The sequence below is a fragment of the Streptomyces sp. BL1 genome (assembly GCF_057628045.1).
This window is the reverse complement of sequence record NZ_JBXYWZ010000002.1, coordinates 2,576,964-2,596,656: the sequence shown is the minus strand read 5'-3', so window position 1 is coordinate 2,596,656 and position 19,693 is coordinate 2,576,964. Positions and strand designations below refer to the sequence as shown.

Sequence of the window (19,693 nt, the reverse complement as noted above, 5' to 3'; positions counted from 1 at the left end):
CCGGATGTTGATCAAGGGCTTACTCCCGAACGTACGCCCGGGTAGGGTGCCGCAGGACTTTGAGATCTCTACCCGGGAGTGCGGGAATGGGCAACGCAGTACGTACCGGTACGAGGCAGGGCAGCCGCGTGGGAAGTGCCTTGTCCGGGCTGGCCGTTGCCCTGGGCTGCGTGCTGTTCCTCGGCGGCTTCGTCTGGGGAGCGGTGCTCTACCAGCCGTACACGGTGCCGACCGACTCCATGGATCCGACGGTCAAGGCCGGCGACCGGGTGCTGGCGGAACGGACCGACGGCAGCGAGGTACGGCGCGGTGACGTCGTGGTCTTCCAGGACTCCGTCTGGGGCTCCGTGCCGATGGTCAAGCGGGTCGTCGGCATCGGCGGCGACAAGGTCGGCTGCTGCGGGGAGCAGGGCCGGCTGACCGTCAACGGGAAGCCCGTCGCGGAGCCCTATCTCAAGGACAAGGGGCCGAACTCCCAGCCCACGTTCAAGACCACCCCGGTACCGAAGGGCAAGCTCTTCCTGCTCGGCGACCACCGCATCGACTCCGCCGACTCGCGGGTCCATCTGCAGGACAGCAGCAACGGCGCGGTACCGCGGTCCGCGGTGCAGGCCCGGGTCGACGCGATCGCCTGGCCCATGAGCGGCTTCGGCACCGTGGAGCGGCCCGCCGCCTTCGCCGCGATGCCCGGCGGGGTCTCGGAGCCCGGCCCGGTGCGGCCGCTGTGGTACGCGATCGTGGGCGGGGCGGTCCTGATACTGGTCGGTGCCGCCTACGGGCCGATCGCGCGGCGGGCCGGACGGGGGCGTCGGGCCTGACGCACAATGGGGGAACGCACGGCTGAAGGGGAACATGCCATGAGCGCCGAGGACCTCGAGAAGTACGAGACCGAGATGGAGCTGAAGCTCTACCGGGAGTACCGGGACGTCGTCGGTCTATTCAAGTACGTCATCGAGACCGAGCGTCGCTTCTACCTCACCAACGACTACGAGATGCAGGTGCACTCGGTCCAGGGCGAGGTGTTCTTCGAAGTCTCGATGGCGGACGCGTGGGTCTGGGACATGTACCGCCCGGCGCGTTTCGTGAAGCAGGTACGCGTGCTCACCTTCAAGGACGTGAACATCGAGGAGCTCAACAAGAGCGATCTCGACCTGCCGGAGGACTCCGGCTTCAAGGGCTGATCAGCGGCCCGGAGCCAAGGAAGCCCCCGAAGCCCGCCGGGCCTCGGGGGCTTCTTGCTGTTCCGGCTCCGGCTCCTTGCTCGTAGGGCCGGAGCCTCACCCGCCGGAGCCTTACCCGTACGGGTGGCCGGGTTGTCCACACCCCGTGAGTTGTCCCCAGAAATCCTCCAAGATCCCCGAGCGGCGGCGGACGCCGTCACAGTCGGTGCCGGAGGTGGTGCCGATGAACCAGCGGGGAGCACTCGGCAGGTACGGGGAGGACGTGGCCGTCCGTCGGCTGCGGGAGAAGGGCCTGACGGTCCTGGAGCGCAACTGGCGCTGCCGGGAGGGCGAGGTGGACATCGTCGCGCGCGACGCGGACGCGCTGGTGATCTGCGAGGTGAAGACCCGCCGGGCGCTGCGCGGCGGGGTGTACGAGCACCCGATGGCGGCGGTCACACCGGCGAAGTCGGCACGGCTGCGGCGGCTCGCCGCCCGCTGGCTGAACGAACGCTGGCTCGTGCGGTACGGCGCGCCGCCCCGCGGCGGCGTGCGGATCGACCTGGTCGGCGTCCTGCTGCCGGAACGCGGCGCGCCCCTGGTGCAGCACGCCGAGGGGGTGGCCTGATGGGATTCGCCCGGACCTGCTCGGTGGCGCTCGTCGGAGTGGAGGGCGTGCCCGTCGAGGTACAGGCCGACCTGGAGCCGGGGCTGGCCACCTTCACGCTGGTGGGCCTGCCCGACAAGAGCCTGACCGAGAGCCGCGACCGGGTACGCGCCGCGGTGGTCAACTCCGGCGGCGAGTGGCCGCAGAAGAAACTCACCGTCGGGCTCAGCCCGGCGTCCGTGCCCAAGGGCGGCAGCAGCTTCGACATCGCGGTGGCCTGCGCGGTGCTGGGCGCCGCCGAGCGCATCGACCCCCGGAGCATCGCCGACGTGATGATGCTCGGCGAGCTCGGGCTGGACGGCAGGGTGCGGCCGGTGCGCGGGGTGCTCCCCGCCGTGCTGGCCGCGGCCGACGCCGGCTACCGGAACGTGGTCGTGCCTCAGCAGACCGTTCCGGAGGCGTCGTTGGTGCCGGACGTGTCGGTGCGGGGCGTGCGCAGCCTGCGGCATCTGATCGCGTTGCTCACGGACGAACCGGTGCCGGAGGAGGACGACGAGGACGCCGCGGGCGACGGCAGGCGCGACCCGTTCCTGGCGGGACTCGCCCTGCCTGTCGGCGGCCCCGGCGCGGTCGGCGGCGGCCCCCAGGAGCGGCCGCCGGACATGAAGGACGTCGCCGGGCAGGCCGCGGCACGCGGCGCGCTGGAAGTGGCCGCGGCGGGACGGCACCACCTGTTCTTCAAGGGGCCGCCGGGAGCGGGCAAGACGATGCTCGCCGAACGTCTCCCGGGACTGCTGCCGCCGCTCAGCGCCAAGGAGTCACTGGAGGTCACCGCCGTCCACTCGGTCGCCGGAGTGCTCCCGCCCGGCCAGCCGCTCGTCGAGCGGGCGCCCTACTGCGCGCCGCACCACTCGGCGACCATGTCCTCGCTCGTCGGCGGCGGAACGGGACTGCCCCGACCCGGTGCCGTCTCCCTGGCACACAACGGCGTGCTCTTCCTGGACGAGGCCGCCGAATGTTCGGGGCGCGTGCTGGACGCGATGCGGCAGCCTCTGGAATCGGGGCACATCGTGGTCGCCCGGGCCGCGGGCATGCTGCGGATGCCCGCCCGCTTCCTGCTCGTCCTCGCCGCCAACCCCTGCCCCTGCGGGCGGCACGGGGCCCGCGCGGGCGGCTGCGAATGCCGCCCCTCCTCCGTCCGCCGCTACCGGGCCCGGCTGTCCGGGCCGCTGCTGGACCGGGTCGACCTGCGGGTCACCGTCGAGCCGGTGTCCCGTGCCGAACTCGCCGAGCTGGCGGGCCGGGACGGAGGAGCCGAGCCGACCACGGAGGTCGCCGCGCGGGTCCTGGCCGCGCGTGAACGGGCCGCCGCCCGCTACGCGGACGTCCCGTGGACGGCCAACAGCGAAGTGCCGGGGCACGAGCTGCGCACGCGGTGGCCGGTGATGCCCGGCGCGCTCGGAGAGGCCGAAGAGGACATGGAGCGGGGCCTGTTGACGGCCCGTGGCCTCGACCGGGTGCTGAGGGTGGCCTGGACGATCGCCGACCTCGCGGGGCACGGGCGGCCCACTGCGGAGGACGTCGGACGCGCCCTGGAGCTGCGGACGGGGATCTCACGGGGAGTGGCGCGTGCGGGGGCACGGCTGTGACGGGGAGCGGGGCGTGAAGGGGGCCGGACATGAGAGGGCCGGGGTGTCACGGGGCTCGGGCATGAGGGCCGGGGTGTGAGGGCGGGCTGTGCGGGGTGAGCCGGTGCGGGACGGGTGTGGGACGGGACGGGGCGAGGCTGTGGACGGCGGGGCAGTGCGGGGCGAGGCCGGTGACGGGGGTGGCGTGGGGGAGGGCGAGCGGTGGGCCCGCGCCGCGCTGACCCGCACCGCCGAGCCGGGGGACGAACTCATGGGGCGGTGGCTGTCGGTCCACGGGCCCGAGGCAGTGCTGCGGGCCCTGACCGGGGACGGCCCGCCCCTGGAGGGGGCGAGCGACGCACGCTGGGCGGCGCTGCGGGCCCGCGCCGGGAGAGCCCGCCCGGGAGAGGACCTGCGGGCCGTACAGGAAGTGGGGGGCCGTTTCGTGTGCCCCGGTGATCCGGAATGGCCGGGACAGCTCGACGACTTGGGGACGGCCCGGCCTCTTGGGCTGTGGGTGCGGGGCAGGCCCTCGTTGCGGCTCTGGGCGTTGCGGTCCGTCGCCGTGGTGGGGGCCAGGGCCTGCACGGACTATGGGGCGCATGTGGCCTCGCGGCTGGGTGCGGGGCTCGCGGAGTGCGGCTGGACGGTGGTGTCCGGGGCCGCCTTCGGCATTGACGGGGCTGCGCACCGGGGAGTGCTCGCTGTGGGAGGGGCGACGGTGGGGGTGCTGGCCTGCGGGGTGGACGTCGCCTATCCGCCGGCTCACGGCGCGCTGATCGGCCGGCTCGGGGAACAGGGCCTGCTGGCCGCCGAGTTGCCGCCCGGAGACCATCCGTCCCGCAGCAGGTTCATCCTGCGGAACAGGGTGATCGCCGCGTTGACACGGGGCACCGTCGTCGTCGAGGCGGCCCTGCGCAGCGGCTCCCTCTCGACGGCGCGGCATGCGCGGGAGCTGGGGCGGTACGTGATGGGCGTACCCGGCCCGGTCACCTCCGGAATATCCGCGGGCACGCACGAACTCCTGCGCGGCGAGGCGGAGCTGGTCACCGACGCGGGTGAAGTCGTCGAACTGGTCGGCGCCATGGGAGAGCTGGCGCCCCGGCGGCGCGGACCGGAAGTCCCGCGCGACGCCTTGCCGCCCGGTGCGGCGAGTGTGCTGGAGGCCATGCCGGCGCGCGGCGCCGCCGATCCCGCGCGACTCGCCGAGGCCGCAGGCAGAACATGTGAGGAAGTTCTCGCGGATCTTCACGAACTGCGGGCCCTCGGATTCGTCGAATACGCGGCCGGACGCTGGCAGTTGACGAGGAACGGGGGCGAGCACTCCATTGAGTGATGATGCGGTGCTTGACCTGCGGATATGGAGTGAAAAGGTGATACATGTGAGCTTGTTCAACCGCATCACCCGCCGAACAGACGTCGCCAATACCGCCATCCGGGTAACACCTGAGCGCGGGCAACGGAACGAATCTGCCCATGCGGGAACGGGCCCTCATCGCGTAGTGCGACGCTCTAGTCACGCTACGCTCACATCAATTCAGAAAGAGACACACGAACACGACTTCTTGAACTGACTCCCCCTCAGCAGAAACGGCTCTAGGCGACGAATGCCCCAGCACATCTCCGGGCCCGACAGCACCGCTGCCGCGGCGGCGCCGACGGCGGCGATCGCGATCGACGCGGCCGGTGCGGCCGGCGCCGCGGTGGCCGGTGCCGCTCCCGCCTCGCTGGACGAGCTCTGGCGGGCGTACAAGGCCAAGGGCGACGACCGGCTCAGGGAACAGCTGATCCTGCACTACTCGCCGTTGGTGAAGTACGTGGCGGGGCGGGTCAGCGTCGGTCTGCCGCCCAATGTGGAACAGGCGGACTTCGTCTCCTCGGGGATCTTCGGACTCATCGACGCCATCGAGAAGTTCGACCCGGACCGCTCGATCAAGTTCGAGACGTATGCCATCACCCGCATCCGCGGCGCCATGATCGACGAACTGCGGGCGCTGGACTGGATTCCCCGCTCGGTGCGGCAGAAGGCCCGCGCGGTGGAGCGCGCCTACGCCACGCTGGAGGCGACGCTGCGACGCAGCCCCTCCGAGGCCGAGGTCGCCGCCGAAATGGGTGTTCCCCTGGAGGAACTGCACGGAGTCTTCAGCCAGTTGTCGCTCGCCAATGTCGTGGCGCTGGAGGAGCTGCTGCACGTCGGCGGTGAAAGCGGCGAGCGGCTCAGCCTGATGGACACCCTGGAGGACACGGCCGCCGACAATCCCGTGGAGGTCGCGGAGGACCGCGAGCTGCGGCGGCTGCTGGCCCGGGCCATCAACACCCTCCCGGAGCGGGAGAAAACGGTCGTCACCCTCTACTACTACGAGGGGCTGACACTCGCCGAGATCGGCCAGGTGCTCGGGGTCACGGAGAGCCGCGTCAGCCAGATCCACACCAAGTCCGTGCTCCAGTTGCGAGCAAAGCTGGCGGACGTCGGTCGCTGAATCGGTACTGCCGTCCGTAAGGTAGGAGCCGTGCCCAGGATTCGAGCGGCCTCCGTGGCCGAGCACCGGAACATGCAGCGCGCTGCACTGCTGGACGCTGCCCGCTCGCTGCTGTCCGAGGGCGGCACGGAAGCACTGACCTTCCCTGCCCTCGCGCAGCGCACGGGACTCGCGCGCTCTTCCGTCTATGAGTATTTCCGCTCCCGCGCGGCTGTCGTCGAGGAGTTGTGCGCCGTCGACTTTCCGGTCTGGGCCGCCGAGGTCGAGACCGCGATGTCCGCGGAGCAGACCCCGGAGGCGCAGATCGAGGCGTATGTGCGGCGGCAGCTCGCCCTCGTCGGTGACCGGCGGCACCGTGCGGTCGTCGCCATCTCGGCGGGTGAACTGGACGCCGCGGCACGGGAGAAGATCCGTGCGGCGCACGGTGGGCTGATCGCGATGATCGTCGAGGCGCTGGGCGAGCTCGGTCACGAGCAGCCGCGGATGGCCGCGATGCTGCTGCAGGGCGTCGTCGACGCCGCGGTGCGGCGCATCGAACTCGGCGCGGCCGAGGACCCCGAGGTGATCACCGAGGCGGCCGTGGAGATGGCGCTGCACGGGGTCAGCGGCAGCTGACGGCCCGCGCCGGCTCCCTTTCTCCCGCCGCGAGTCGCTTCCCCGGACTCTCCGTCGCGCTCCCTCCCGGCGCGGTCCGCTTCCCTTCACCAGGCGCCGCCGCGCCCAGACCGCGGCCCCGCACAACAGCGCCGCCTGCGGCGCTCCGTGGGGCACCGGCACCCCGAAGACGGGCAGCAGCCGGGAGGGCCCGCCCCGCAGCAGCCGGGGCGGCAGCAGCGACAGTGGATTCAGATAGCGCTCCCCGCGCCGCAGTCCCCAGTGCAGACAGCCGCCGGCCGGGCAGTGCGCGGAGCCGTACGCCACGACGGCGGGTGCCGCCACGGTGGCGACGGTCTCGCCCGCGCGCACCCGCCGGCCCTCGCGGACGGAGGGCCGCACCGGCTCGTACGTCGTCCGCAGGGGAGGCCGGCCCGTACCGGCGAGCTCCAGGGAGAGGACACCGCGACCCGCGACCTTCCCGGCGAAGGAGACCCTGCCGGGTGCGACGGCCCGGACCGGTGTCCCGGGCGGAGCCGCGAGGTCCACACCGCGGTGGCCCGCGGCCCACGGTGAGGGAGGCGGCTCCCAGCCGCGGACGACCGCGGGCCGCTGCGTTCCTCCCGGGCCCCGCACGGGCCAGAACCGGCCGATGGCCGGCACCCCGGCGCGGTCGCGGTCCGCGCCCGGAGCTCCTTCCCGCGCGGCCCCCGGCGGAGCGAGCGCTCCGAGCAGCAGAAGCACGGCGAGCAGAAGGAGCACGGCGAGTGCCGCGGCCACGGCGGGCCGCGGCCGCGGGGCGGGGATACGGAAGCGGTGCTTCGGGGTTCGTCGGCGCATGGCAGGACCCTCGCGCACCCCGCGTCGCCGCGGGGATCTTGCCGAATTTCCGTGGATAACCTGACAGTTGTGGATAACTGCGCCACTCGTCGGAGGGAAAGCCGAGGCCATCGGCACCGGCTGCCGGACCACGGTGGCGCGGCCCCCTTTCCCGGTCCCGTACACTGCTCTGTGCGGCCCGGGTGACCGGGCTGACTTCGCACGCCCCGCCACCCTGACCCGGTGGCCGCGCGTCTCGGTCCTTGGAGACGCCTCTCACCAGGCTTTTCCCAGGCACTGCGCGTCAGGGGCGTCAGGCAAGCGACGGCCGATCCGGCCGCCGCTGACGACAACCGAGTACCTCAAGGAGAACGGCCATGGCCGTCGTCACGATGCGGGAGCTGCTGGAGAGCGGCGTCCACTTCGGGCACCAGACCCGCCGCTGGAACCCGAAGATGAAGCGCTTCATCTTCACCGAGCGCAACGGCATTTACATCATCGACCTGCTCCAGTCGCTGTCGTACATCGACCGCGCCTACGAGTTCGTCAAGGAGACCGTCGCGCACGGCGGCTCCATCATGTTCGTCGGCACCAAGAAGCAGGCCCAGGAGGCCATCGCCGAGCAGGCCACTCGCGTGGGCATGCCCTACGTGAACCAGCGCTGGCTCGGCGGCATGCTGACCAACTTCTCGACCGTCTACAAGCGTCTGCAGCGCCTCAAGGAGCTGGAGCAGATCGACTTCGAGGATGTGGCCGCCTCCGGCCTCACCAAGAAGGAGCTGCTCGTCCTCTCCCGCGAGAAGGCCAAGCTGGAGAAGACCCTTGGCGGTATCCGCGAGATGCAGAAGGTGCCGAGCGCCGTCTGGATCGTGGACACCAAGAAGGAGCACATCGCCGTCGGCGAGGCGCGCAAGCTCAACATCCCGGTCGTCGCGATCCTGGACACCAACTGCGACCCGGACGAGGTCGACTACAAGATCCCGGGTAACGACGACGCGATCCGCTCCGTCACCCTGCTCACCCGGGTGATCGCCGACGCCGCCGCCGAGGGCCTCATCGCCCGCTCCGGTGCCGCCGACGCCGCCAAGGGCGGCGAGAAGGCCGCCGGCGAGCCGCTGGCCGAGTGGGAGCGCGAGCTCCTCGAGGGCGAGAAGGCCGAGGAGAAGCCGGCCGAGGCCGAGGCCGAGGTGCAGTCCTCCACCGAGACCGAGAAGGCTGCCGACGCCGAGCCGGTCCAGGCCGCCGAGAAGACCGGTGACGCCGAGGCCGCCGACACCGAGCAGGCCTGACACCTCCTCCAGCGGCGGGCACGCTGCAGCTGCGGTGATACGGCGGGGGGCCAACTCCCCGCCGTATCACCGTGACCCCAACCTCATCGACTTTTCGGGAAGAGACCGAACGATCATGGCGAACTACACCGCCGCCGACGTCAAGAAGCTCCGGGAGCTCACCGGCGCCGGCATGATGGACTGCAAGAAGGCGCTGGACGAGGCCGAGGGCGACGTCGACAAGGCCGTTGAGGTCCTTCGCGTCAAGGGCCAGAAGGGCGTTGCGAAGCGCGAGAGCCGTTCCGCCGAGAACGGTGCGATCGTCGCCCGGATCGCCGACGACAAGAAGTCGGGTGTGCTCGTCGAGCTGAACTGCGAGACGGACTTCGTCGCCAAGGGCGACAAGTTCCAGGCCGCGGCCGACGAGATCGCCGAGTTCATCGCCACCTCCGCGCCGGCCGACATCGAGGCGCTGCTCGCGTCCGAGATCAAGCCGGGCCAGACGGTCCAGGCGTTCGTGGACGAGACCAACGCCACCCTCGGCGAGAAGATCGTCCTCAACCGCTTCGTGCACTTCACCGGCGGCTTCGTCGGCTCCTACCTGCACCGCACGAACCCGGACCTGCCCCCGCAGGTCGGCGTGCTGGTCGAGCTGGACCAGGAGAACGCCGAGGTCGCGAAGGACGTCGCGCAGCACATCGCGGCGCTGTCGCCCAAGTTCCTCACCCGCGAAGAGGTTCCGGCCGAGACCGTCGAGAACGAGCGCCGGATCGCCGATGAGACCGCGCGCGAGGAGGGCAAGCCGGAGCAGGCCCTGCCGAAGATCGTCGAGGGTCGCGTCACGGGCTTCTTCAAGGAGAACGTCCTGCTGGACCAGCCCTTCGCCAAGGACAACAAGAAGTCCGTCCAGAAGGTTCTGGACGAGGCCGGTGTCTCGCTGAAGCACTTCGCCCGCTTCCGCGTAGGCGCCGCCTGACCACCCCGTACGCCGCACGCCGCCACCGCGCACACGGCGCCCCGGTACACCGGGGTTGCGGCACCCGCCCGATAAGGTCGGGCACAGGGCAGTTGTGACGAGGAGGCCATTGCCGCACAGGGAACCGTTACGGATCCGACGGCAATGGCCTCCTCGTCTGTGCACGACGCACGAGGAGATCTCATGAACAAGGACACCGAGACCGACAAGGACGGCGGCCGCGGCGGGCGACGACGTTTCCTGCTGAAGCTGTCGGGGGAGGCGTTCGCCGGCGGCGGTGGACTCGGTGTCGACCCCGACGTGGTGCACAAGGTGGCGCGTGAGATCGCATCGGTGGTCCGGGACGGCGCCGAGATCGCCGTGGTCATCGGCGGCGGCAACTTCTTCCGCGGCGCGGAGCTCCAGCAGCGCGGCATGGACCGGGCCCGCTCGGATTACATGGGCATGCTCGGCACCGTCATGAACTGCCTCGCGCTCCAGGACTTCCTGGAGAAGGAGGGCATCGACTCCCGCGTGCAGACCGCCATCACGATGGGGCAGGTCGCGGAGCCGTACATCCCGCTGCGTGCCGTGCGGCACCTGGAGAAGGGCCGCGTGGTCATCTTCGGCGCGGGGATGGGCATGCCGTACTTCTCCACCGACACGACGGCTGCGCAGCGCGCTCTGGAGATCGACGCCGAGGCGCTGCTGATGGGCAAGAACGGGGTCGACGGGGTCTACGACTCCGACCCGAAGAAGAACGCCGACGCCGTGATGTTCGACGCGCTGGAGTACGGCGAGGTCATCACCCGGGACCTGAAGGTCGCGGACGCGACGGCCGTCACCCTCTGCCGGGACAACAAGCTTCCGATTCTCGTCTTCGAGCTGCTCGCCGAGGGCAATATCGGCCGTGCGGTGAAGGGTGAGAAGATCGGCACTCTGGTGAGCAACCAGGGAACCCGTAACTGACGGACCGTCTGCGTCCGTCGCCGCGCGGGACCTTGGGCGCATGAAGGCAACACGGTGCCGCGCGAACGGCACCGCACGGGGATGGACAACGGACTGCCGGTCGGACACCGTGCAGGAATCAGAGCCTATTCACAAGGCTCATTCATCGAACCAGGAGCACGTGGTGATCGAAGAGACCCTCCTCGAGGCCGAGGAGAAGATGGAGAAGGCGGTCGTCGTCGCCAAGGAGGACTTCGCCGCGATTCGTACCGGTCGTGCGCACCCGGCGATGTTCAACAAGATCGTGGCGGAGTACTACGGCACGCTGACGCCGATCAACCAGCTGGCGTCGTTCTCGGTGCCCGAGGCCCGGATGGCGGTCGTGACCCCGTTCGACAAGAGCTCGCTGCGCAACATCGAACAGGCGATCCGTGATTCGGACCTGGGTGTGAACCCGTCGAACGACGGCAACATCATCCGCGTCACCTTCCCCGAACTCACGGAGGAGCGCCGCCGGGAGTTCATCAAGGTCGCCAAGACCAAGGGCGAGGACGCGAAGATCGCCATCCGCAGCATCCGCCGCAAGGCCAAGGAAGCCATCGACAAGGCCGTCAAGGACGGCGACGTCGGTGAGGACGAGGGCCACCGGGGCGAGAAGGAGCTCGACGACACCACGTCCAAGTACGTGGCGCAGATCGACGAGCTGCTCAAGCACAAGGAATCGGAGCTGCTTGAGGTCTGAGTCCCCGTAGAGGTCCAAGGTCAAGGTCTAAGGCTGCAATCCGTGAACGACGCTTCCTGGGGATCCCCGCCGTCCCCCGTACCGGCGGGTCCCGCGCATGAGAACGGCGATACGTCGCAGACTCGGCGTATGCCTATCGTGTCCGACCCCGGGGACAGCGGTCCCGGCAGCCTCGGTGACGGCCGGCCCGGCCGTCACCGGCAGAACGGCGGCACGGAGAACGGCACCGGCGCAGAGGGTGACAGCTCCGGCAGTGCCGGCAGTGACGACCGCGCCGGTTCCGGATCCGGTGCCGGCAGTGACGACAGCGCGAGCAGCGGCGGCAAGAAACGCGCAGGGCGCGACCTGCGCGCCGCGATAGGGGTCGGCCTCGGCCTCGGTGTGGTGATTCTGGCCGCGCTGTTCCTGTACAAGCCGCTCTTCGTCGGTGTGATCGCCATCGCCGTGGTCGTCGGCCTGTGGGAGTTCACCTCGCGGCTGTCCGAACGCAAGGAGATCCGGGCGCCGTTGGTGCCGCTGGCCGTCGGCGGCGCCGCCATGATCGTCGCGGGCTACGTACGGGGAGCGGACGGCGCGTGGGTCGCCGTGGCGCTCACGGCACTCGCCGTTCTCGTGTGGCGCATGACGGAGCCACCGGACAACTATCTGCGGGACGTCACGGCCGGTGTGTTCGCCGCGTTCTACGTCCCGTTCCTGGCCACCTTCGTGGCCATGATGCTCGCCGCGGGCGACGGCCCGTGGCGGGTGCTGACCTTCCTCCTGCTGACGGTGGTCAGCGACACCGGCGCGTACGCGGTCGGCTGGCGCTTCGGCAAGCACAAGCTCGCTCCGCGCATCAGCCCGGGCAAGACCCGCGAGGGCCTGGTCGGCGCCGTCGCCTTCGCCATGGCGGCGGGCGCACTGTGCATGCAGTTCCTGATCGACGACGGCATCTGGTGGCAGGGGCTGCTGCTGGGCCTCGCGGTCGCGGGCAGCGCGACCCTCGGCGACCTCGGCGAGTCGATGATGAAGCGGGACCTGGGCATCAAGGACATGGGCACGCTGCTGCCGGGACACGGCGGCATCATGGACCGGCTGGACTCCCTGCTGCCGACGGCCCCCGTCGTGTGGCTGCTGTTCACCGTCTTCGTCGGCGCCGGCTGACCCCCGGCCCCACCCGGCCCAGGCCCGTCCGGCGGGACGGGCTACCCCCGCTCATCTGCGACACTGGATGAGCTATGCCTGCACCCGGAGAACTCACCTTTGTCGCGCCGCGCGGCGCCAAGAAGCCGCCGCGGCATCTCGCCGATCTCACGCCGGAGGAGCGCCGCGAGGCGGTCGCCGCGATCGGGGAGAAGCCCTTCCGAGCCAAACAGCTCTCGCAGCACTACTTCTCGCGGTTCGCGCACGAGCCCGCGGAGTGGACCGACATCCCCGCTGCCTCGCGCGAGAAGCTGGCGGACGGGCTGCTGCCGGAACTGATGAGTGTGGTGCGGCACATCAGCTGCGACGAGGACACCACGCGCAAGACGCTGTGGAAGATGCACGACGGGACGCTGGTCGAGTCGGTGCTCATGCGCTACCCGGACCGGGTCACCATGTGCATCAGCTCGCAGGCGGGCTGCGGTATGAACTGTCCGTTCTGCGCCACCGGCCAGGCGGGTCTGGACCGCAATCTGTCCACCGCCGAGATCGTGCACCAGATCGTCGACGGGATGCGGGCACTGCGCGACGGTGAGGTGCCGGGCGGGCCCGCACGACTGTCGAACATCGTCTTCATGGGCATGGGCGAGCCGCTCGCCAACTACAAGCGGGTCGTGGGCGCCATCCGGCGGCTGACCGACCCGGAGCCCGACGGGGTCGGGCTGTCCCAGCGCGGCATCACCGTCTCCACGGTCGGCCTGGTCCCGGCGATGCTGCGGTTCGCCGACGAGGGCTTCAAGTGCCGGCTCGCGCTGTCGCTGCACGCGCCGGACGACGAACTGCGCGACACCCTGGTGCCGGTCAACCAGCGCTGGAAGGTGCGCGAAGTGCTGGACGCCGCCTGGGAGTACGCGGAGAAGTCCGGGCGCCGCATCTCCATCGAGTACGCGCTGATCCGCGACATCAACGACCAGGCGTGGCGCGCCGATCTGCTCGGCCGCCTGCTCAAGGGCAAGCGGGTCCATGTGAACCTGATCCCGCTCAACCCCACGCCCGGTTCGAAGTGGACCGCGTCCCGTCCGGAGGACGAGGCCGAGTTCGTACGGACGCTCGCCTCGCACGGCGTGCCGGTCACCGTCCGGGACACCCGCGGGCAGGAGATCGACGGCGCCTGCGGGCAGCTCGCCGCGACGGAGCGCTGATACTCTTCGCACGCGTGTCGGAACCGGGTTGAGCCCTCCGGCACCGCGCCAACCACATACCGACAGGGGAGCGCACAGCGCTGAGAGTGCGGCCGTCCGGACAGCGGACGGACCGCAGACCCTCGAACCTCGCCCGGGTCATGCCGGGTAGGAAGTCGAACGATCATCATGAACAAGCAGGTCCGGCGTACCGCGTCCGTGATCACGACCGTCCTCGCCCTGACGGGCTCGCTCGCCGCGTGCGGTGCGGGTTCCGGGGACGAGGGCGACTCGAAGACGGTCACCCTGGTGACGCACGACTCCTTCAACACGTCGAAGCCCGTGCTGAAGGAGTTCACCAAGGAGACCGGCTACAAGGTGAAGGTGCTGCGCGGCGGCGACGCCGGCGCCGCCGTCAACCAGGCGGTGCTCAACAAGGGCAACCCGCAGGGCGACGTCTTCTTCGGTGTCGACAACACGCTGCTGTCCCGCGCGCTGGACGAGGGCGTCTTCGCGCCGCACCGCGTCAAGGACAGCGACAAGATGCCGCGGGACCTCCAACTGGACGCGGACAAGCACCGGGTGACGCCGATGGACACCGGCGACATCTGCGTCAACTACGACCGCTCCTACTTCGCGAAGAAGAAGCTGGACCCGCCGCGCACCCTGGCCGACCTGACCAAGCCGGAGTACAAGAACCTGCTCGTCACACCGAGCGCCGCGACGTCCTCGCCGGGGCTCGGCTTCCTGCTGGCGAGCGCCGCGAAGTACGGCGACAAGGGCTGGCAGGGCTACTGGAAGAAGCTCAAGGCCAACGGCGTCGAGGTCACCGACGGCTGGGAGCAGGCCTACAACGACCGGTTCAGCGGTTCGCAGGGCGGCAAGGGCAAGGGCGACCGGCCGCTGGTCGTCTCGTACGCGTCCAGCCCGCCCGTCGAGGTGCTGGGCAAGAAGCCGGAGCCGAAGCAGGCGCCGACCGGGGTCGCCAAGGACACCTGCTTCCGGCAGACGGAGTTCGCCGGACTGCTGGACGGGGCGAAGAACACGAAGGGCGGCAAGGCGCTGCTCGACTTCATGGCCGGCAAGAGGTTCCAGGAGGACATGCCGCTCACCATGTTCGTCAACCCGGCACGTGAGGACGCCAAGGTGCCGGAGCTGTTCACCAAGTACGGCGAGAAGATCGACAAGCCGGCGACCCTGGCCCCGGAGAAGATCGCCGCACACCGGGAGCAGTGGATCAAGTCGTGGAACTCACTCGTCGTGAAGTAGCCCGCGGCGCCCGCCGGACGCACCCCGCCGGCGGCGCCTGCAGCACAGCGGTACGGCTCGCCCTCATGGCCGTGCCCGCCGCGTTCTTCGCGGTGTTCTTCGCCTACCCGGTCGCCGCGATCGTCGGCCGCGGACTGCGCCCCGGCGGCCAGTGGCAGTTGGCACGGCTCGGCGAGGTCCTCGGAGAGCCGGACGTACTGCGCGTGCTGTGGTTCACCGTGTGGCAGGCGGCGGCCTCGACGGCGCTGACGCTCGCTCTGGCCCTGCCCGCCGCCTACGTGTTCGCCCGCCTGGACTTCCCCGGCAAGAACTTCCTGCGTGCCGTCGTGACGGTGCCGTTCGTGCTGCCGACGGTCGTCGTGGGTTCCGCCTTCCTGGCGCTGCTGGGACGGGGCGGGCTGCTCGACGAATGGTGGGGCGTACGGCTGGACACCAGCGTGTGGGCGATCCTCCTCGCCCATGTCTTCCTCAACTTCGCCGTGGTGGTACGGACGGTGGGCGGTCTGTGGTCACAGCTCGACCCGCGGCAGGAGGAGGCGGCCCGCATGCTCGGCGCGGGACGGTTCGCCGCCTGGCGCCGGGTGACGCTGCCGGCGCTGGCACCGTCTGTCGGGGCCGCAGCCCTCATCGTCTTCCTCTTCACCTTCACCTCCTTCGGCGTCATCCAGGTCCTCGGCGGGCCGGGGTACGCCACCCTGGAGGTCGAGATTTACCAGCAGACCGCCGCACTGCTGGACCTGCCGACGGCAGCCGTACTGACACTCCTCCAGTTCGCCGCGGTGGCCGCCCTGTTGGGCGTGCACGCCTGGTCCGTGCGCAAGAGGGAGTCCGCACTGCGGATGGTCCCCGCGGAGCACACGTCGCGCCGCCCCAGGGGTGCGGGACAGTGGACGCTGCTGTGGTCCGTACTGTCACTCGTGCTGCTGCTGGTCCTGGTACCGCTCGGCGTGCTTGTCGAACGCTCACTGAACACACCGCACGGCTACGGCTTCGACTACTACCGCGCACTGCAATCCGTGTCGGACAGTGGCACGTTCGTCGTCGCCCCCATCGAAGCGGTGGGCAACTCCCTCGCCTACGCCGCTGTCGCCACACTCCTCGCCCTGGTGATCGGCGGCCTCGCCGCCGCGGCGCTCACCCGGAGGGCGGGAAAACTGGTGCGCGGTTTCGACGCGATGCTCATGCTGCCGCTGGGCACCTCCGCCGTGACCGTCGGGTTCGGCTTCCTCATCGCCCTGGACGCGCCGCCGTTGGACCTGCGCTCCTCGTGGATGCTCGTGCCGCTCGCCCAGGCGCTGGTCGGCGTGCCTTTCGTCGTCCGCACCATGCTGCCCGTCCTGCGCGCCGTCGACGTCCGGCTGCGGGAGGCCGCCGCCGTGCTGGGCGCCTCGCCCCTGCGGGCGTGGCGCGAGGTGGACCTGCCGCTCGTACGCAGGGCCCTGCTGGCCGCGGCCGGGTTCGCCTTCGCCGTATCGCTGGGCGAGTTCGGCGCCACCGTCTTCATCGCGCGGCCCGACACCCCGACGCTGCCCGTCGCCGTCTCCCGGTTCCTGGGACGCGCCGGAGAGCTCAACTACGGGCAGGCGATGGCCCTCAGCACCATTCTGATGCTGGTGTGCGCGGTCACCCTGCTCGCCCTCGAACGCATCCGCACCGACCGCTCGGGAGAGTTCTAGATGCTGCGACTGGACGGAGTGACCGTCCGCTTCGGTGAGCGGACGGCCCTGGACGCGGTGAGTCTGGACGTCGCCGACGCCGAGACCGTGTGCGTACTGGGGCCCAGCGGCAGCGGCAAGTCGACACTGCTGCGCGTCGTCGCGGGACTTCAGCAGGCGGACAGCGGGAAGGTGCTGCTGTCCGGCAAGGACCAGACCGGGGTACCGGCGCACAGGCGGGGCGTCGGGCTCATGTTCCAGGACCACCAGCTGTTCCCGCAGCGCGACGTGGGCGGCAACGTCGCGTTCGGGCTCCGCATGCACCGTATGGACAAGGCCGAGACCTCCCGCAGAGTGACCCGGCTGCTCGGCATGGTCGGTCTGCCCGGTGCCGAACACCGGGCGGTGGCCGCGCTGTCGGGCGGCGAGCAGCAGCGTGTCGCCCTCGCCCGGGCCCTCGCACCGGAGCCCCGGCTGCTCATGCTGGACGAGCCCCTCGGACAGCTCGACCGCAGTCTGCGCGAGCGGCTCGTGGTCGAACTGCGCGAGGTGTTCCACAGGTTGGGCACCACCGTCCTCGCCGTCACCCATGACCACGGTGAGGCCTTCGCACTCGCCGACCGTGTCGTTGTCATGCACGAGGGGCGCATCGCGCAGGCCGGCACCCCGCTGGAGGTGTGGCGGCAGCCCGCCTCCGAGTTCGTCGCCCGCTTCCTCGGCTTCGACAACGTCGTTCCGGCGACCGTACGTGCCGACGCCGCCGACACGCCCTGGGGCAAGCTGCCGGTGCCCGACGGCACGGAGTCCGGGGAGTGCCGGATCCTCGTACGTCCCACCGGCGTGCGGCTGACCGCGCCGGAGGACGGACTGCGCTGCACCGTCGAGGCGCGTACCTTCCGGGGCGGCAGCGGGGCGGCCGTCACGGTGCTGCTGCAGCCCGGGAACGGCCCCCGCCTGGAGGCCTCCTGCGCGCTGCGGGACTCCCCGGAGGCGGGCGCGACGGTCGGTGTCACCTTCGACGCGGAGGACGTCGTACGGCTCGAAGGCTGACCGAGTCCGGGGCCGGGCCCCGGCGTTCACCCTCCGGCGGAGCGCAGGACCGGCAGTGCGGCGAGACCGCTCACCAGCCACACAAGCGGTACGAGCGCGGCCAGCAGGGCGGCGGTACGGAGAGCGGCCGCGCGCCGCAGCAGACGGTGGGGGGCGCCCAGGCGGTACAACAGGGCTGCCACCGGCGTCCGTTCGGACTGCCATACGGCGATGGCCGCCAGCGCGCTCACCGCACTGCAGACCGGCACCAGCAGCAGCCCGGCGACGGTCAAAGGGCCGGGCGTGACATCCGGCAGCCCCGCGTGGTGCAGCCGGACGGCGACGACGACAGCGGCGCTCACCGCGCACAGCACGCCCAGCGGCCGGCCCGCCCTGTGCGCTTCCTGTTGCAGCGCGCGGCCGGACAGCAGCCGCAGCGCCCCGGGCTTCCCCGCGGCGATGCCCTTGCCGCAGGCGTACAGGACGCCCGGCACGGCGACGACCACACCGCAGGCGAGGGCCAGCCAGCCCGCCAGTATCCCGGCGGTTCCCCACGGCCCCGGGCCCGCGGGCACACCAGAGGACGCCGCGTACGCCGTGACGGCGAGGCCTGTCAGCCCCAGCGCGGCACCCCACAGAGGCGTGGCCCGGTAGGACTCCTCCACGGACATGGCGGCACGGAGGGAAGCGCCGGACGGAGAGGCCGGGGGCGGTACAAGTCCCGCACCGGCGCGGCCTGTTGGTGAGGGAGTGTCCGTCGGGGCGTACGGCTCCCGGGCGCGCGCAGGACGGCGCGCGCTCGCCCAGGCGGCCGCCGCCGCCACCATGAGCGGGGCGACGCACAGCAGCGTCAGCGCCGCGGGCAGGGGAATCTCGTGCCCGCCGTCCGTCAGGCGGACCGCACCTCCGTGCCACAGGTGGAACAGTGCGGCCGCCGCACTGCCCGCAAGACAGCACACGCCCGCCGTCACACCTGTCGTCAACGGCAGTCCCGCGGGCCCGAGACCGCCGGCTGCCAGTCCTGTGCGCGTCTGTTCACCCGGTACCGCACGGGCGACGGCGGCGCCCAACTGTGCGGTGGCGGCCAGTGGAACGACGGACCACAGGAGCCGCGGCACTGCCGTACCGCTGTGTCCGGGCGGGGCCTGCGCCGCCCGGGCCAGAGCCTCCAGAAGCTGAACGCCGGCGACCGCCGCCGCGCAGGCCAGCAGCACGCAGCACAGCAGAACGAGCGGGTGCGCCCTGCGGACTAGGCGGAGGCCGAGCATGCGGCTCTGTCCTCCGGGCTCTCCGCGCTCGGCGGAGCCTCCGCGGCAGAAGGGTCTCCGGCGCCGGACTGTGCGGCGCCACCGACGGGCGCGGCCGCCGAGACCTGCCGCCCGTCGGCCAGCCGCACCGTGCGGTCCACCAGGGCAGTGGGCGAGGTGCCGTCGTCGGCGGTCGCCGCGGAGTCGTGCGTTGCCATCACGACGGTGATGCGGTGCGACCGCGCGGCCGTCGTCAGCGTGCGCAACACCTGGGCGCGGTCGGCCTGATGGAGCGGAGCGGTCGGTTCGTCGGCGAACAGGACTGCCGGCCCGTGCACCAGCGCCCGCGCGACGGCGACCCGTTGACGCTCCGACTGGAGCAGCGCCTCCGGACGCTTCCGCGCACAGCTGCCCACGTCCAGCCGCTCCAGCCACTCGCGCGCAGCCGTACGTGCCGCCTTGTGTCGCTCACCGGCGAGCAGCAGCGGCAGGGCGGCGTTCTCCCAGGCGGACAGCTCCGGCACGAGCTCGGGGGAGCAGCCGATCCAGCCGAACCGGGCGCGCCGCAGCCGCTCGCGCGGTGCCGGGCCGAGCGTGTGCAAGGGGACGCTGTTGAACCACACTTCGCCCTGCTGGGTGGCCAACTGGGCGGACAGACAGCGCAGCAGTGTCGTCTTGCCGGAGCCCCGCGGACCGGTGACGGAAAGGATCTCGCCCTCGCGGACGCCGAGCGTGATGCCCTGGAGCGCGGGCGAGCCCCCGTACGCATGGTGCAGCCCGCGCGTCCAGAGCACCTCGTTGTCCGGCGGTGCTGTCGTCGGTGGCATCCTTCACCTCTGCTCCGCTGCTCGCCGCGCCGTCCCGCCGCGCGGACGGGCGCCGACTGCCGTGGCAGCGCCCGCTGTTGTTCCCCTGGTTGAGTGAACGACGGCGGGCCCTTTCGGTCACTCCAGGGGGCAGCCGGCCACTCCAGGGCCAGCCGGTCACTC

Annotated in this window: 18 protein-coding genes and 1 pseudogene; 16 read left to right on the top strand and 3 right to left on the bottom strand. The window is 71.2% G+C overall.

What is annotated here, in order from left to right; genetic code table 11:
- Positions 1-86: 86 nt before the first annotated feature.
- The 7 genes from lepB to AC3AGO_RS11330 all read left to right on the top strand — a co-directional run bounded on the left by lepB (position 87) and on the right by AC3AGO_RS11330 (position 6,490).
- Positions 87-818 (top strand): signal peptidase I, encoded by a 732-nt coding sequence (lepB, locus tag AC3AGO_RS11360; protein ID WP_487820040.1) that lies wholly within the window; start codon positions 87-89, stop codon positions 816-818.
- Positions 819-857: 39 nt separating this feature from the next.
- Complete coding sequence (locus AC3AGO_RS11355) at positions 858-1,181, top strand: DUF2469 domain-containing protein (RefSeq protein WP_345749578.1); 324 nt, start codon at positions 858-860, stop codon at positions 1,179-1,181.
- A 223-nt stretch (positions 1,182-1,404) separates the two neighbouring features.
- A complete protein-coding gene (locus AC3AGO_RS11350) occupies positions 1,405-1,788 on the top strand; it encodes a YraN family protein (RefSeq protein WP_487820039.1) in 384 nt (127 codons plus the stop codon).
- Entirely contained in the window at positions 1,788-3,416 is a 1,629-nt protein-coding gene (locus AC3AGO_RS11345; RefSeq protein ID WP_487820038.1) for a YifB family Mg chelatase-like AAA ATPase, read from the top strand. Before AC3AGO_RS11350 ends, AC3AGO_RS11345 begins: the two co-directional genes overlap by 1 nt.
- 139 nt (positions 3,417-3,555) lie before the next feature.
- Entirely contained in the window at positions 3,556-4,731 is a 1,176-nt protein-coding gene (gene dprA / locus AC3AGO_RS11340; RefSeq protein ID WP_487820037.1) for a DNA-processing protein DprA, read from the top strand.
- A gap of 271 nt (positions 4,732-5,002) precedes the next feature.
- The gene (whiG, locus tag AC3AGO_RS11335; protein ID WP_487820036.1) at positions 5,003-5,875 is read left to right on the top strand and encodes an RNA polymerase sigma factor WhiG; all 873 of its coding nucleotides are present in this window, start codon (positions 5,003-5,005) and stop codon (positions 5,873-5,875) included.
- A gap of 54 nt (positions 5,876-5,929) precedes the next feature.
- Positions 5,930-6,490: a TetR/AcrR family transcriptional regulator gene (locus AC3AGO_RS11330; RefSeq protein ID WP_487824617.1), complete on the top strand. Its 561-nt coding sequence runs from the start codon at positions 5,930-5,932 to the stop codon at positions 6,488-6,490.
- 285 nt (positions 6,491-6,775) lie between these two features.
- Here AC3AGO_RS11330 and AC3AGO_RS11325 read toward each other — a convergent pair.
- Positions 6,776-7,309, bottom strand: a pseudogene (locus AC3AGO_RS11325) (peptidoglycan DD-metalloendopeptidase family protein); the annotation flags it as partial.
- A gap of 356 nt (positions 7,310-7,665) precedes the next feature.
- Here AC3AGO_RS11325 and rpsB point away from each other — a divergent pair.
- The 9 genes from rpsB to AC3AGO_RS11280 all read left to right on the top strand — a co-directional run bounded on the left by rpsB (position 7,666) and on the right by AC3AGO_RS11280 (position 17,478).
- Entirely contained in the window at positions 7,666-8,577 is a 912-nt protein-coding gene (gene rpsB / locus AC3AGO_RS11320) for a 30S ribosomal protein S2 (RefSeq protein WP_487820035.1), read from the top strand.
- 115 nt (positions 8,578-8,692) lie between these two features.
- Entirely contained in the window at positions 8,693-9,532 is an 840-nt protein-coding gene (gene tsf / locus AC3AGO_RS11315; RefSeq protein WP_487820034.1) for a translation elongation factor Ts, read from the top strand.
- Positions 9,533-9,715: 183 nt separating this feature from the next.
- A complete protein-coding gene (gene pyrH / locus AC3AGO_RS11310) occupies positions 9,716-10,480 on the top strand; it encodes a UMP kinase (protein ID WP_487820033.1) in 765 nt (254 codons plus the stop codon).
- A gap of 163 nt (positions 10,481-10,643) precedes the next feature.
- On the top strand, positions 10,644-11,201 hold the full coding sequence (gene frr / locus AC3AGO_RS11305) for a ribosome recycling factor (RefSeq protein WP_487820032.1): 558 nt from the start codon (positions 10,644-10,646) through the stop codon (positions 11,199-11,201).
- 42 nt (positions 11,202-11,243) lie between these two features.
- Positions 11,244-12,344, top strand: coding sequence for a phosphatidate cytidylyltransferase (locus tag AC3AGO_RS11300; RefSeq protein WP_487820031.1), 1,101 nt, complete (start codon positions 11,244-11,246; stop codon positions 12,342-12,344).
- Between the two features lie 74 nt (positions 12,345-12,418).
- Positions 12,419-13,525, top strand: a complete 1,107-nt coding sequence (gene rlmN / locus AC3AGO_RS11295; protein ID WP_487820030.1) for a dual-specificity RNA methyltransferase RlmN — start codon at positions 12,419-12,421, stop codon at positions 13,523-13,525.
- A 168-nt stretch (positions 13,526-13,693) separates the two neighbouring features.
- Positions 13,694-14,773: a thiamine ABC transporter substrate-binding protein gene (locus AC3AGO_RS11290; protein WP_487820029.1), complete on the top strand. Its 1,080-nt coding sequence runs from the start codon at positions 13,694-13,696 to the stop codon at positions 14,771-14,773.
- Positions 14,774-14,838: 65 nt separating this feature from the next.
- Positions 14,839-16,449 (top strand): ABC transporter permease, encoded by a 1,611-nt coding sequence (locus tag AC3AGO_RS11285; protein WP_487824616.1) that lies wholly within the window; start codon positions 14,839-14,841, stop codon positions 16,447-16,449.
- Complete coding sequence (locus AC3AGO_RS11280; protein WP_487820028.1) at positions 16,450-17,478, top strand: ABC transporter ATP-binding protein; 1,029 nt, start codon at positions 16,450-16,452, stop codon at positions 17,476-17,478.
- A gap of 26 nt (positions 17,479-17,504) precedes the next feature.
- Here the strand turns inward: AC3AGO_RS11280 and AC3AGO_RS11275 are convergent, their stop codons facing one another.
- Positions 17,505-18,725, bottom strand: a complete 1,221-nt coding sequence (locus tag AC3AGO_RS11275) for a hypothetical protein (protein ID WP_487820027.1) — start codon at positions 18,723-18,725, stop codon at positions 17,505-17,507.
- Positions 18,707-19,531, bottom strand: a complete 825-nt coding sequence (locus AC3AGO_RS11270) for an ABC transporter ATP-binding protein (protein WP_487820026.1) — start codon at positions 19,529-19,531, stop codon at positions 18,707-18,709. Before AC3AGO_RS11270 ends, AC3AGO_RS11275 begins: the two co-directional genes overlap by 19 nt.
- Positions 19,532-19,693: the final 162 nt, after the last annotated feature.

What these genes read in the sequence shown, in the direction of transcription:
- AC3AGO_RS11270 (WP_487820026.1), bottom strand. Translation starts at nt 19,531, where the DNA reads ATGCCACCGACGACAGCACCGCCGGACAACGAGGTGCTCTGGACGCGC.
- AC3AGO_RS11355 (WP_345749578.1), top strand. Translation starts at nt 858, where the DNA reads ATGAGCGCCGAGGACCTCGAGAAGTACGAGACCGAGATGGAGCTGAAG.
- AC3AGO_RS11350 (WP_487820039.1), top strand. Translation starts at nt 1,405, where the DNA reads ATGAACCAGCGGGGAGCACTCGGCAGGTACGGGGAGGACGTGGCCGTC.
- pyrH (WP_487820033.1), top strand. Translation starts at nt 9,716, where the DNA reads ATGAACAAGGACACCGAGACCGACAAGGACGGCGGCCGCGGCGGGCGA.
- tsf (WP_487820034.1), top strand. Translation starts at nt 8,693, where the DNA reads ATGGCGAACTACACCGCCGCCGACGTCAAGAAGCTCCGGGAGCTCACC.
- AC3AGO_RS11285 (WP_487824616.1), top strand. Translation starts at nt 14,839, where the DNA reads ATGGCCGTGCCCGCCGCGTTCTTCGCGGTGTTCTTCGCCTACCCGGTC.
- AC3AGO_RS11290 (WP_487820029.1), top strand. Translation starts at nt 13,694, where the DNA reads ATGAACAAGCAGGTCCGGCGTACCGCGTCCGTGATCACGACCGTCCTC.
- AC3AGO_RS11345 (WP_487820038.1), top strand. Translation starts at nt 1,788, where the DNA reads ATGGGATTCGCCCGGACCTGCTCGGTGGCGCTCGTCGGAGTGGAGGGC.
- lepB (WP_487820040.1), top strand. Translation starts at nt 87, where the DNA reads ATGGGCAACGCAGTACGTACCGGTACGAGGCAGGGCAGCCGCGTGGGA.
- rlmN (WP_487820030.1), top strand. Translation starts at nt 12,419, where the DNA reads ATGCCTGCACCCGGAGAACTCACCTTTGTCGCGCCGCGCGGCGCCAAG.
- AC3AGO_RS11280 (WP_487820028.1), top strand. Translation starts at nt 16,450, where the DNA reads ATGCTGCGACTGGACGGAGTGACCGTCCGCTTCGGTGAGCGGACGGCC.
- rpsB (WP_487820035.1), top strand. Translation starts at nt 7,666, where the DNA reads ATGGCCGTCGTCACGATGCGGGAGCTGCTGGAGAGCGGCGTCCACTTC.
- AC3AGO_RS11275 (WP_487820027.1), bottom strand. Translation starts at nt 18,725, where the DNA reads ATGCTCGGCCTCCGCCTAGTCCGCAGGGCGCACCCGCTCGTTCTGCTG.
- whiG (WP_487820036.1), top strand. Translation starts at nt 5,003, where the DNA reads ATGCCCCAGCACATCTCCGGGCCCGACAGCACCGCTGCCGCGGCGGCG.